The 13,212-nt window shown below is 58.9% G+C and carries 11 protein-coding genes; 2 read left to right on the top strand and 9 right to left on the bottom strand.

Going from position 1 to position 13,212, the window contains the following annotated elements; translation table 11 throughout:
* Positions 1-71: 71 nt before the first annotated feature.
* Positions 72-344 carry a hypothetical protein gene (locus tag OW493_RS06390; protein ID WP_289863630.1) on the bottom strand — a complete coding sequence of 91 codons (273 nt, stop codon included), beginning with the start codon at positions 342-344 and terminating at the stop codon, positions 72-74.
* On the opposite strand from OW493_RS06390, the gene OW493_RS06385 reads away from it, so the two are divergent.
* Both OW493_RS06385 and OW493_RS06380 read left to right on the top strand, forming a co-directional pair.
* The gene (locus OW493_RS06385; RefSeq protein WP_289863629.1) at positions 337-1,002 is read left to right on the top strand and encodes a GntR family transcriptional regulator; all 666 of its coding nucleotides are present in this window, start codon (positions 337-339) and stop codon (positions 1,000-1,002) included. The two genes, OW493_RS06390 and OW493_RS06385, sit on opposite strands and share 8 nt — an antisense overlap.
* A 534-nt stretch (positions 1,003-1,536) precedes the next feature.
* Positions 1,537-3,033 carry a hypothetical protein gene (locus OW493_RS06380; protein WP_289863628.1) on the top strand — a complete coding sequence of 499 codons (1,497 nt, stop codon included), beginning with the start codon at positions 1,537-1,539 and terminating at the stop codon, positions 3,031-3,033.
* 309 nt (positions 3,034-3,342) lie between these two features.
* Here the strand turns inward: OW493_RS06380 and OW493_RS06375 are convergent, their stop codons facing one another.
* The 8 genes from OW493_RS06375 to OW493_RS06340 form a co-directional block, all read right to left on the bottom strand.
* Entirely contained in the window at positions 3,343-3,570 is a 228-nt protein-coding gene (locus OW493_RS06375) for a glutaredoxin family protein (RefSeq protein ID WP_289863627.1), read from the bottom strand.
* A 172-nt stretch (positions 3,571-3,742) separates the two neighbouring features.
* Entirely contained in the window at positions 3,743-5,428 is a 1,686-nt protein-coding gene (locus OW493_RS06370) for a GMC family oxidoreductase (RefSeq protein WP_289863626.1), read from the bottom strand.
* Positions 5,429-5,444: 16 nt separating this feature from the next.
* The gene (gene rihA / locus OW493_RS06365) at positions 5,445-6,380 is read right to left on the bottom strand and encodes a pyrimidine-specific ribonucleoside hydrolase RihA (RefSeq protein ID WP_289863625.1); all 936 of its coding nucleotides are present in this window, start codon (positions 6,378-6,380) and stop codon (positions 5,445-5,447) included.
* 165 nt (positions 6,381-6,545) lie between these two features.
* Positions 6,546-7,199: a DsbA family oxidoreductase gene (locus OW493_RS06360; RefSeq protein ID WP_289863624.1), complete on the bottom strand. Its 654-nt coding sequence runs from the start codon at positions 7,197-7,199 to the stop codon at positions 6,546-6,548.
* Between the two features lie 280 nt (positions 7,200-7,479).
* Entirely contained in the window at positions 7,480-8,475 is a 996-nt protein-coding gene (gene mmuM / locus OW493_RS06355) for a homocysteine S-methyltransferase (protein WP_289863623.1), read from the bottom strand.
* Positions 8,465-9,889 carry an amino acid permease gene (locus OW493_RS06350; RefSeq protein WP_289863622.1) on the bottom strand — a complete coding sequence of 475 codons (1,425 nt, stop codon included), beginning with the start codon at positions 9,887-9,889 and terminating at the stop codon, positions 8,465-8,467. The genes mmuM and OW493_RS06350 overlap by 11 nt, the downstream gene beginning before the upstream one ends.
* A gap of 308 nt (positions 9,890-10,197) precedes the next feature.
* Positions 10,198-11,469, bottom strand: a complete 1,272-nt coding sequence (gene gabT, locus OW493_RS06345) for a 4-aminobutyrate--2-oxoglutarate transaminase (RefSeq protein ID WP_084209701.1) — start codon at positions 11,467-11,469, stop codon at positions 10,198-10,200.
* A gap of 152 nt (positions 11,470-11,621) precedes the next feature.
* Positions 11,622-13,115 (bottom strand): NAD-dependent succinate-semialdehyde dehydrogenase, encoded by a 1,494-nt coding sequence (locus OW493_RS06340; RefSeq protein WP_084208602.1) that lies wholly within the window; start codon positions 13,113-13,115, stop codon positions 11,622-11,624.
* Between the last annotated feature and the right edge of the window lie 97 nt (positions 13,116-13,212).

The following is a 13,212-nucleotide window of genomic DNA, read 5'->3' as shown; positions in this document are numbered from 1 at the left end:
TCTTGTTGTATACAACAGATAGGCGCATCGTGTGGTAGCGTCAAGGAATCCCATGCATGACTAGACTAAAGTCAGTTTCCTGCACGGCCACTTCCCTGTTCAATGAAGGCAGGAGAGCGAGGGCAGAATGCTGCGAGAACGGCGTGGTGCTGGGCGGGGTTGCGGTGAATCAATGACGGCTCATCAAGCATCATCGCAATGACGAGACCGTCGCGCTCGAGCTTGTAGGCTCTCGAGCTCTCAGGCTCTTCAGTTTTCCAGCGCTCAGGCTCACAGGGATTCAAGGGGCCGCTTTCGAGAGAAGCGCCGTCAGGCCACAGCACAAGGACGACGATGATGATCAAGATGTCTCATGCGCAACGCCTGCGAGACCTGCTGGAAGATGCCATCGTCGAAGGGCGCTTCCCGCCGGGCACCAAGCTCGACCCCGAAGCGCTAGGCCGCGAGTATCAGTGTTCCCGCACGCCGATCCGCGAGGCGCTGCAGCAGCTGGCGGCCTCCGGCATGGTGAAGGTGGTGCCCAAGCGTGGCACCTTCGTGACGCAGCTGGGTGTCTCGGAGCTGGTGGAACGCTTTGAAGTCATGGCGGAACTGGAAGCCATGTGCGGCCGACTCGCCGCGCGGCGCATCACCACGCAGGAGCTTTCGGAACTCAAGGACGCCCACGCCGCCTGCCGAGAACGCCTGGAAGCCGACGACGCCAATGGCTACTACTACGAGAACGGCCTCTTTCATCACTGTCTCTACCGCGCCAGCCACAACGCCTTCCTCACCGAAGAAGCCACGCGCCTGCACGCCATCCTCAAGCCCTATCGCCGCCTGCAACTCCACGTCCGCCACCGCATGCACAGCTCCTACGCCGAACACGAAGCCATCGTCGCCGCCATCGAAGCCGGCGACGCCGCTGCTGCCGAGCAGGCATTGAAGGATCATGTGCATATCCAGGGAGAGAGATTTACCGATCTAGTGGCGAATATTGAGAGGTTGCATAATTCTGCATGAGCATTCTACATCGGCCGATATGACGTGATGTTCTTGATTGAGAGGCTGAATTGTGTTGAAGATGAGATTCGGTGAGGGTGAGTTTTAGCAAGGAGGAGTGTCTTTGAAGAGAGATTGAGGCTCAAGTATCCGATTACTGGCTAGCGCTTGCAGCCATACTGGTTTTATTGAAGCGCTCCAGTGACAATGACAAACTACTTAATTTCTATCGATGGCTGTTATCTAATGCCCTCCACTATTACTACACACTAAGTTTAGTCTGTACGCCTACCGGCCTTTCCCGAGTCCCACATTTTTCTTGCGAATAACAGAATCTTGTCGTACTAATGTGGGTTTGGTGATGTGGAGTAGCCTCTCAAAGGTAGTTTTAATACCTGATGTTGGCTTTCTCAGTCTTGAATGGGGTATCCATCTAATACTCCAGAAAGGATAGGGATGTTAAAGGTCAATATCTATGGTGATTTCTAACATTGCTTGAGGGTTGTATGTTGCATTTGTACGAGGCGGTAATATTTTATATTTAAGGGGGATTTAATGCACAATGTCGTAGACTGGCTTCCAGAGTTTGAGATTTCTGCTGAAACGGATGGCGAGCTTTTAAAATATTTTATCCAACGTCCTGAAATCAACAAAGTGGTGTTTGGTAAGGCATGGCTGGTATTAGGGAAAAAAGGCTCTGGCAAGACGGCTATCCATGAATATCTTAAGTCTACTGAATCTGAAAATATTGACAATCAAGAGTCTCTCTGCATTAACTTTAGACATTATCCATGGCCGGCACATCAGATTTATAAAGAAGCATTAGGCAGTCTGAATACAGCTTATCAGAAAAGCTGGAGTTACCTAATTACAGTTAAAGCTCTTTCTAAACTTATTGAGCTTAAAAGTAGAGATGGTAAAAAGCTGTCCAAAGAGCTCGTTAAAGCTAAATCTTATATCGAGAAGATATATGGGAGTCCTAATCCAACTTTAAAAGAAGTATTGCTATCGAAAGTGATTCGTTTAAAGTCTGTTAGAGGCCCTAGTGCAGGCCTGGATGATTTAACGTTAGAGGCAGGAGAATTCACTATTGATGATATTGCATCTAGTGAAGAATTGCAGTCTAGACTTAGGACGAATGCTTTCACCTTATTGGAATATTTTGAATCTGTTTTTAGGAATAACAGTGGAGACTATAAAATATTGATTGCATTGGATCAACTTGATGAAAATTGGCTAGAGGGAGAGATCGAAGAGTATAGTAGAATGCTCGTAAATCTCCTTAACGTATGTAGCTCCCTGTCGTTGGATCCGGACTTAAATAGTAATCTCAAGGTGGTTGTGTTCTTGCGAACTGATATATATCAAACCTTAAAGTTCAATGATAAAAATAAGTTGATCCAAGGCCCATCTGTAACTATTGAATGGGATCATGATTCATTAAATGATATGTTCTATGAGAGAATCAGAAAATATGCTCCACCTAGCTCTGGGCTAGACGAAACATTGAAGTCAAATTGTGTTTTTAGCTTCAAGATGGCTAGACAGAAGACACCACCTTTTAAGCATATTATTAAAAGGTCTTTTAATAGGCCACGAGATATTATTGTTTACTTTAATAAGCTGAGAGCCGTACGGGAAGAAAATAAAGGAGCTGGTTTATATAGCTCCGCTGAGCTTTATTCGGCAGAAATAGAAGCATCAACGAGTATTTATAATGAGCTGATAGATGAATGGTCAGCCCTCTATCCGGAAATTGAAGACTTGCTTGGAGTTCTTCAGCTAATAGAATATGAGACTTTCGATAAAGCTGCTTTTGAAAAGCAATATAGAGTTGCTTTTCCGGAATCATCTGCTGCTGATATGATGAAAAGCTTAAAGTTCCTATTTGAAAATTCAATTATCGGACAAAAGCATCATGGTCGCTGGGTTTTCAGATATAATAATTTAAGATTGCTCATGAACCAAAGTAAAGATTTTAAAACTCACCCGTCCTTAAAGCATAAGCTTAGTCTATTGGAGAGCAGGCCAAGCCAAAGGTCAAACTCATGAAGTTTGATTTGTAAGAGTGTAGATGATATATCTCTGGCTACTCTCTAGAAAGTAGGCCGTAATTTTTAGCCAGAGGTATATATCATGGTGCAGTCTAAGGTGGTTTTGTATATCTAAGTTTTTGTTATATATTATGTCGTCAAGAAGTCTGTCAGCCAGTAAGTGGTGTGAGCCGAATTATCGAATCAAGTGTTCTGTAGTGTTGAAAGATAAAGTTGTGAATTGCTAGTTGCTTATTATTGTATATTGAAGTGTTGTTAGAAGAATAATTGAGAGTTTCCGAGGTGGTTAAGATAGAGAGCACCCAATTCAATCCTTATAAAACTCATTGAAGCCCTTTACGCTGAAACCCTTCAAGAACTGATCACCAATCTTCAGGACAGGCACGCTGCGAAAGCCTGTCTTGGCGAATTCCTTCTGTCCCGCGGGGGAGCGGACATCCACCAGGCGGAAGCCGATCTTCTGCTGCTCGAGATACTGCTTGGCTGTCTTGCAGTGTGGGCAGTTCGCCATGGTGAAGAGTGACACCCGTTTCATTGCTGTTGCTCCCGTGTTGATCGATCCCGCGCGTTGTAGGCACATAGCCTGAGAATTCTGGCGGGCAATGATACCAGCCGTCGCATTCTCTCTACACCAGCACTTCCTGCGCCAGCACCTCTTGCACCAGTACTTCCTGCACCAGCACTTTCCACACCGGGCGTTGTGAAGATCAGTCCTTGCGCGGGATATGGCTCATTGCATGTTCCGCCAGGGCGGTGATGGTCAGGCTGGGATTGACGCCCAGATTGGCGGCGAGCATCGAGCTGTCACAGATCAGCATGTTGCGGTAATGGAAGACGCGATTCTGCCCATCGCAGACGCCGTCCTCGGGGGAGGCCGCCATGGCGGCACCGCCCATGCAGTGCGCCGTGGTCGGGATGTTGAAGAGTATCTCGGGGATACTGCTGCCGGGGATGGCGCCGATAGCCTTGGCGCCACGCGTGACAAAGTCATTCGCCTCGGGGATGAAGGTGGGAATGCGCTTGCCTTCGGTGACCAGCGCCTTGCGAAATGGCCAGTACCACAGGCGTTTGAGCGTCATGTCCAGGTGGCCCTCCGCCGTCTGCATGCACAGGAAGATGATGGTCTCCTTCGCGAAGCCCCACGGCAGCTGGAATCTCAGCGCGCGCAGTGGATTGGCGAGGAAGAGCTTCGCCATCGCGCTCAGCCAGGAAAAGGGGCGTGTCCAGCCGGGCTTGCCCCTGGCCATCGCGGTGAACAGCAGCCCCATGAAATCGGAGCCCGCCGGATAGCGCGTGGCTTCGATATGGGTGTGCTCATCGATATGGATGCCGGAGCCGATGGCGATGCCCTTGGACATGTCATCGCGACTTCCCGGCATGCGGCAGCTGATCAAGGACTCCGCATTGGTGCGCACCCGCTTGCCCAGCGCATCCGAGAGGTTCGGCAATGAGCCCTTGTCCTTGAGGCGGAACAGCAACTCCTGGGTGCCGAGCGACGAGCCTGCAAAGACGATGGACTGACAGGTGACGCGGCGCTTGCCCAGGCCAAGATACAGCCCGGCGAAGGTGGAGGGCACCGTCGTCACCGCATAGCCATCGGCACCATCCGTCTTGCCATTGAGCGGCACGACGTCGATCACCTTGGTCTCGGCGTGCACCTGGGCACCGTGCTTTTCGGCCAGATACAGATAGTTCCTGTCGAGTGTGTTCTTGGCGCCATGACGGCAACCCATCATGCAGCCGCCACAGCCGATGCAGCTTTTTCGTTCAGGCCCTTCGCCAGCGAAGTAGGGGTCTGGATGAGTGCTACCGGCGTCGGGCGTGCCGCTTTCGCCCTCGGGGCCGAAGAAGATGCCGACCTCGGTGGGGTACCAGGTGTCCTCGCAGCCGGCGACTTCCGCCATGCGTTTCAGGGCGTCATCCGCCGGCGCGATGATTCGATTGGTCGTCACGCCGAGCATCTTCTGCGCCGTGGCGTAGTGCTCAGGCATCACCGCATGCCAGTCATTGAGCCCCGCCCACTGGCCGTTGTCCCAGATCTTGGCAGGCGGCACCAGCAGTGTCTGCGCATAGGTGATGGAGCCGCCGCCCACCGCGTTGCCATGCAGCACGATGACGTGACGGAAGAAGCTCATGGTGAAGAAGCCGCGCAGTCCCAGCATCGGCCGCCACAGCCAGCGGCTCAGACGCCAGTTGGAGCGGGGCATGTTGTCCGGCGTCCAGCGCTTGCCCTGTTCCATGACAGCCACGCGATAGCCTTTCTCGGTCAGGCGATGCGCGCACACCGAGCCGCCAAAGCCCGAGCCCACGATCAGGTAGTCGTAGTCGTAGTCGAAGCCATAGCCGTGCTCTTGTGGCGCAGTGGCACTGGCGTGGCGATCAGCGGTAGTCATCGATAGTCATCGGTAGTCATTGATAGTGCTTGAGCTGTTGCGCGATCAGGTCAACGAAACCCTGGCGGTCGATATCGAACAATACCCTGGCGTTGTGCGGCTTGCCGGTGAGCTGGTAACGATCGACCACCGTCATGCCCTGGGTATGCTCGCCCTGTGTCTCGACCCCGACCCAGCACTCGACAGCGGTGAACAGCTCAGGCTTCAGCAGCCAGGCGATGGTGCAGGGGTCATGCAATGGTGCACCGCTGAAGCCCCACTTGGGGTCACGGTGGTAGATCATGAAGAAGTCGAGCAGCTCGGCGACACACTGGGCGACGGGGTTGTCGATGGCGCGAATGCGCTCGATGTCCTCATCCATGATCTGCGCCTGATGGGTGACATCCAGCCCGCACATCACGATGGGCAGCCCGGACTTGAACACCATGTCGGCGGCTTCGGGGTCGACGAAGATGTTGAACTCGGCGGTGGGGGTCCAGTTGCCGACACCTGCCGCGCCCCCCATCAGCACGATGCTGTCGATCTTGTGGTGTAGCTCCGGATGGGCTGAGAGAAACAGCGCGATATTGGTCAGCGGGCCGGAGGGCACCAGCGTGACCTTCTGCTCACAGGCACGGACCTTCTCGGCCATCAGCTCGATGGCGCTCTGGGTGACGGGGGCGAAGGCGGGGGCCGGCAGTTTGGGGCCATCCAGGCCACTTTCGCCATGCACGTTGTCGGCGATGATCAGCTCACGCGCCAGCGGCTTGGGCGCACCACCGGCGACCGGAATGTCATGCCGCCCCAGCAGGGTGAGTACCCGCAGCGCGTTGTTGAGGGTCTTGTCGGGGGTCTGATTGCCGGCGCTGGTGGTGACGGCCAGCACGTCGAGCGCGTCTGAACTCAGGGCCAGAATCAGCGAGATGGCATCGTCGTGGCCGGGATCACAATCGAGAATGATGGGGCGCGGCATGCAGCAGTCCTTGTCGTGAGTCGTATTGTTGTCGTGACTTGCTTCAATCAGCCTTTCCTTTATGCCTGAACGCAAAACGACACGCCATCCTTGCGAAAGGTGTGTCGTCTGTCCGTTCATGGCATTCGCGCTTGGCGTCAGTGCGTGGCGTCAGTGCGTGGCAGATCAATCCGTCTGCTGGGCACGCGCCTCATTGAGCATCTGCACCAGCACTTCCACCGGCTGGGCGCCGGGCACGTAGTACTGGCCGACAATGGTGCTGGGCACCGACTGGATACCGGCGTTGCGCAGCGCCTCCTGCTGGGCGGCGACTTCCTGTTCGCCCGCGTCGGAATCAAGGAAGTCCAGCGCCTGCTCGATGCTCAGGTCGTCATCGTGCTGGCTTGCGATCTCGGCCAGCACCTGACGGTCTCCCACATCCTTGCCATCGTGGAAGTAGGCGGTGAACAGCGCTTCCAGCAACGGGCGCTCCACCAGGCCCGCGGACTGCTGACGCCAGACGATGCGCTGGGCATCGGTGGAGTTGGGCGTGCGCTCCATCAGGGCGTGGCGGAAGGTGACGCCGCTCTGCGCGCCAGACTGGGCCACCTGGGCATCCAGCTCCGCGCCACGCTCGACACTGCCGAACTTCTGCGCGCGGTAGTCGGCGCGCGCCATGCCTTCACGTGGCACCCACGGATTGAGCTGGAAGGGCAGGTAGCTGACGCGCACCTCATCCTTGAAGTCGAGTTGCGCGATGGCGTCATCAAGATGGCGCTTGCCGATCCAGCACCAGGGGCAGACCACGTCGTAGGCGACCTGGATATCGAGCTGTGACATGGGGATTCTCCTGCTGATATCTCACGCGCTCCTCATTGCAGCTTGAAGGCCGCTGTGAGAGCACGTCGGAATGATTTTGAGCAATCGCTCATCAGTGTCCTGCCATCCTAGAGATTTTGGGCCTGGGACGCTACCGAAAACGCCCTGTCCGATCATGTGTCATGACCGGGCAGGGCGTTCGTGTACAGCGCTAATAATTCAGTACTTGGAGTTCAGCGCTTGGAGCTCAGTGCTTGGAGTTCAGTGCTGCGTATTCACTGCACCGGACTCAGCAACTCAATCAACTCAGCGCCTTGCGCAGATCCGCCAGCGCGCGGATATCGTCCGGGCCGGTGCGGCAGCAGCCACCGATGGCCGTGGCGCCTGCGGCCAGCCAGCGCGGTGTCCAGCCGGCGAGGTCATGGTCGTGGTCAGAGCCGTCGCCATCAGACTCAACCGAGACGGCGCAGGCGGCAGACCAGGTCTTGGTGACCGGGTCATAGACCTCGCCGGAGTTCGGGTAGATGACGATGTCCTTGTCCGTCTCGCCGCGAATCTCGCGCACCAGCGATTCGATGTGCTCAAGCGCGGTGCAGTTGACGCCGATGGCGACCACCTGCTCGCAGTCGGCGATGGCGCGCACGGCCTCTCGGATCGGCGTGCCGTCGCTCAATTCGGTGGCGTTGCGCGCGCTGAAGGCGATCCAGGCACGCGCTGTGGGGAAGTCATCGCGCAGGAGGTCACACACGGCCAGTGCTTCCTCGGCACACGGCAGCGTCTCGACGGCGAGCACGTCCGGTTTGGCATCGAGTAGCGTGGCGAGGCGGGCACGGTGGAAGTCGCGCAGGCCGGCGCGGTCCAGCGCGTAGCCACCACGGTATTCGCTGCCATCGGCGAGATATGCGCCATAGGGGCCGACGGAGGCCGCGACCAGCGGCGGGCAGTCCAGACGCTCCGGGTGCGTGGCCAGGTACTCGCTGCGGGCCTGGGCGGCCAGGGTGACAGAGCGCTGGATCAGCGCGCTGGCCTGGGTCTCGCTCAGGCTGCGCGCCATCAGGCCCTCGAGCGTGGCCTGGTAGCTCGCGGTGGTGGCGACATCGGCACCGGCCTCGAAGTAGGCGCGGTGCACATCGACGATCGCCTGCGGCTCATCGGCCAGCACCCTGGCCGACCACAGTGAGTCGTTGAGATCGAATCCGGCACGCTCAAGCTCGGTGGCCAGGGCGCCATCGACGATCAGGAAGGGCTGCTGGGCGGTGATGGCGCTCAGCGGATTGCGGGTGGCTTCAGCGGGCATCGAGGGCCTCCTGCGGGGTCGGAGTCGGGGAATTGGCGGCGTCGGTAGACGAGCGATGGGTCAGAGAGTGGACCAGATAGCACAGCGCCACGAAGGGCACGCCGAAGTAGAGCGCGATTCGCTGGTTGGGGTCAAAGGCGATGCCGATGCAGGCCAGCGCGCAGAACAGGAAGGCGGCAATCGGCACGATGGGGTACAGCGGCGCGCGGTAGGTCAGCTCGCTGGCGCTGTGGCCGGCCTTCAGCCACTGGCGGCGAAAGCTGAACTGACTGGCGGCGATCGCCATCCACACCAGTACCACGGCAAGCCCGGAAATCGACACCAGCGCCAGATACAGGGTGTCTTCGGCATAGACGCTCGAGAGCAGCGACAGCAGGCCGCCGAGCATGGTGATCAGCAGTGCGGGCACTGGAATGCCGCGTTGATTGACGCGACTGAACACGCGGGGCAGCGTCTTCTGGTCCGCCAGGGTCCACAGCATGCGCGAGGCGGCGTAGAGACCGGAATTGGCCGCCGACAGCAGCGCGGTGATGATCACGAAGTTCATGATGTCCGCCGCGTAGGGGATGCCGGTGAGCTGGAAGACCGCCACGAAGGGGCTTTCCTTGAGACCGGCGCTGTCCTGCGGCAGCAGGGCGGCGATGACGATGATGGTGCCGATGAAGAAGATGATCAGCCGCCACAGGGTGGCGCGGATCGCCAGGGGCACGTTCTTATCGGGGTTCTCGCTTTCGCCGGCGGCGATGCCGATCAGCTCGGTGCCGGAGAAGGCGAAGCTGACGGCCAGCAGTGTCATCAGGATCGGCATCACGCCGTGATCGAACACCCCCTCCTGCAGGATGCGCGTGACGCCCGGCGCCTCGGTGTTGCCCGAGAGTGACGTGAAGCCGAACATGGCGGCGGCGCCCACGGCGATGAACACGATCACCGCGGCGACCTTGATCAACGACAGCCAGAATTCGGATTCGGCGAAGAAGCGTGCCGAGACGATGTTCATGCCGAACACGATCAGCGAGAAGAGCCCGCACCAGATCCAGGGTTCGACACCGGGGAACCAGCGCCCCATGAACACGGCGGAGGCGGTGAATTCCGAGCCCAGTGCCACGGCCCAGGTCAGCCAGTAGAGCCAGGCGACGGTATAGCCGGTGGCCGGGCCAAGATAGCGGGTGGCATGGGCGCTGAAGGCGCCGGGTTCCGGGTGGTGCACGGCCAGCTCGCCGAGACACATCATCACCAGATAGACCACCAGTCCGCCGATCAGATAGGCGAGCACCGCCCCCGCCGGACCGGCCTGTTGAATGGTATAGCCGGAGCTGAGAAACAGGCCGGTGCCGATGACACCGCCGAGGGACAACATCACCAGGTGGCGCTGCTGCATGCTGCGTTTGAAGTCGTGGGCGTTGCTGTCAGTCATGGTAGGGGTCACTCGAGGTGCTGCCGATGAGAAAGGTCTCTCTCTGGCAGCCGTCGTTCACGATGGCGTGTGGCATGGCGAGAATCGGTCGGGAATACGCAGAAATGCAGCGAATATCATAATTTAATCAATTAGTTGCCACAAAAGGCTGCTTGGGTTGATTGGCTATATGGTTAGATGGGTAATGAGCTTGCGATTCATTTCTCGGCCCAGGGTTTCCCTCCAGCGCAGCGAGTGGCGCTGGTAACGACAACGGCCACCCGAAGGTGGCCGTTGGTTGGCTTGCCTGTCTCATGACAGGCCGTGAATTAGACGAGGCTTTCCAGCGCCTTCTCGACGATGTCGAGACCTTCTTCCAGCACTTCCGGCTCGACCGTCAACGGCACCAGCACGCGGATGGAGTTGGAGTAGAAGCCACAGGACAGCAGGATCAGCCCCAGCTCCTTGGCCTTGGCACATACGGCCGCCGTCGCGGCGGGGTCCGGCTTGCCATCGGCATCCACCAGCTCGAAGGCCGCCATGGAACCCTGGTTGCGTGAGTGCGCGACATGCGCGAAGCGTTCTTCCCACTGGGCGAAACGCGCGGCGAGTTGCTCGCCCATCTGGGTGCTGCGCTCCAGGATGTTCTCTTCGCGGATGACGTCGATGACGGCCAGGGCCGCGGCGCAGGACAGCGGGTTGCCGCTGTAGGTGCCGCCCAGAGAGCCCGGGCCGGAGGAATCCATCACCTCGGCGGTACCGACGACAGCCGACAGCGGCATGCCGTTGGCCAGACTCTTGGCCATGGTCATGATGTCGGCTTCGACGCCGCTGTGCTCCATCGCGAACAGCTTGCCGGTACGCGCGAAGCCGGACTGCACTTCATCGGCGATCAGCAGGATGCCGTGCTCGTCACACAGCTCACGCAGCGCGGTGAGGAAGCTCGGCGAGGCGATGTAGAAGCCGCCTTCGCCCTGCACCGGCTCGATGACGATGGCGGCGGTGCGATGCGGTGCGATGTCAGTCTTGAACAGGGTGCGGATGGCGTTCAGGGACTGCTCTTCGCTGATGCCGTGAATCGGGTTCGGGTAGGGCGCACGGAAGATGTCACCCGGCATCGGGCCGAAGTCGTTCTTGTACGGCAGCACCTTGCCGGTCATCGCCAGGGTCATCATGGTGCGGCCGTGGAAGGCGCCGTCGAAGGTGATGACACCGCTGCGGCCGGTGGCGGCACGTGCGATCTTGATGGCGTTCTCGACCGCTTCCGCGCCGGAGTTGACCAGCAGGGTCTTGCGTTCCGGGCCACGTACCGGCGTCAGCTCGGCCAGCTTCTGGCTCAGTTGCACGTACGGGGCGTAGGAGATGACGCCCGCGGCGGTGTGCATGACCTTGTCGAGCTGTGCCTTGACGGCGGCGACGACCTTCGGGTGACGGTGACCCAGGTTGAGCACGCCGATGCCGCCGGCGAAGTCGATCCAGCGGTTGCCGTCCGCATCCCAGATCTCGGCGTTCAGCGCGGTGTCGGCGAACTGCGGCGTGGCGGTGACGGCACCCTTGGCGACGTACTTGTGCTTGAGGACGTCGAGTTGTTCGTTGCTCAGCTGGGAGTGGCTCATGTCAGGTTCCTTTTCTTGTTGCCGGTGGCATGGCGCGAGCCATGCCACCGTTGTCTAGTAAACGTGGTGGGATAACGTTGTGAGACGTCCTCTCGAGGCATTGTCGCGAGGCGTCCTAGCGAGGCGTCCACACAAAATCAGAGACCGCCGATGCAGACGTACTTCAGCTCGGTGAACTCTTCCAGACCGTGATGGGAGCCTTCACGACCCAGACCGGATTCCTTGATGCCGCCGAAGGGCGCCAGCTCGGTGGAGATCATGCCCTCATTGACCCCGACCATGCCGTATTCCAGCGCTTCCAGCGTGTGCCAGATGCGACGGTAGTCGGTGGCGTAGAAGTAGGCGGCCAGGCCGAAGGGCGTGTCATTGGCCATCGCGATGGCGTCTTCATCCTTGTGGAAGCGGAACACCGGTGCCAGCGGCCCGAAGGTCTCCTCATCCGCCACCACCATCTCGGTGGTGACATCGGCCAGCACGGTGGGCTCGAAGAAGCTGTGGCCCAGGGCGTGCGGCTTGCCACCGGTGACCAGGCGCGCGCCCTTGCCGATGGCGTCATCGACGTGGCTCTGCACCTTGCTGACGGCAGCGCCGTTGATCAGCGGACCGATGGTGTTGCCATCGACCAGCCCATCGCCGACCTGCATGGCGGCGACCCGCGCCGCGAGCTTCTCGACGAAGGCATCGTAGACGCCGTCCTGGACGAGGAAGCGGTTGGTGCATACGCAGGTCTGGCCGGCATTGCGGAACTTGGAGGCGATGGCACCGTCGACGGCGGCATCGACATCGGCATCATCGAAGACGATGAACGGCGCGTTGCCGCCCAGCTCCATGGCGGTCTTCTTGACGGTGGAGGCACACTGCGCCATCAGCGTCTTGCCCACCGGGGTGGAGCCGGTGAAGGAGACCTTGCGGATGCGCGGGTCGGTGGTCAGCACTTCGCCGATGGCGATCGGCTTCATGGCGGTGACGACACTGATCAGACCTGCTGGCAGGCCGGCTTCCAGTGCCAGATCCGCCAGTGCCAGCGCGGTCAGCGGCGTCGCTTCGGCCGGCTTGATGACCACGGCACAGCCTGCGGCGATCGCCGGCGCGCACTTGCGGGTGATCATCGCCAGCGGGAAGTTCCACGGCGTGATGGCTGCCACCACACCGATGGGCTCGCGCAGTACCATCAGGCGCTTGTCGGCACCGTGGGACGGCAGGGTCTCACCGGCCATGCGCTTGGCTTCTTCGGCGAAGAATTCGATGAAGGAGGCGCCATAGGTCACCTCGCCACGCGATTCCGCCAGCGGCTTGCCCTGTTCCAGAGTCATCAGCTGGGCGAGGTCTTCCCGGTGCTCAAGCACCAGGTCGAACCAGCGGCGCAGCAGCGCAGAACGCTCCTTCACCGGCACCTTCTTCCAGGCGTTGCCGGCGATCTCGGCGGCGGCGACGGCGTCACGGGTATCCTCGGCGCTGACTTCCGCGACACGGGCCAGTTGCTCGCCAGTCGCAGGATTGGTCACGTTGAAGGTGGTACCGGTCTCGCGGCGCTCGCTGCCGATCAAGGCAGGGACGAAGACGTCGCGGCTGTTCTCCGAGTTGACGTAGCGCTTCAGGAAGTCGCTGGTCGGGAGTGCAATACGGGACATGTGGAGCTCCTATGGCGGTCTGGCGTGCAGTGCATTCATTGAGTGGACAGCGCTGGAGAATCGCGCGGACTGTCCTGATATCGGCTCGCGGTAGTCG

Origin of the sequence: Cobetia sp. 14N.309.X.WAT.E.A4 (genome assembly GCF_030397495.1) — a bacterium.
In the GTDB taxonomy this organism is placed as follows: Bacteria; Pseudomonadota; Gammaproteobacteria; order Pseudomonadales; family Halomonadaceae; genus Cobetia; species Cobetia marina.
The sequence above is the reverse complement of the archived record's forward strand: the minus strand, read 5'-3'. Positions and strand labels throughout refer to the sequence as shown.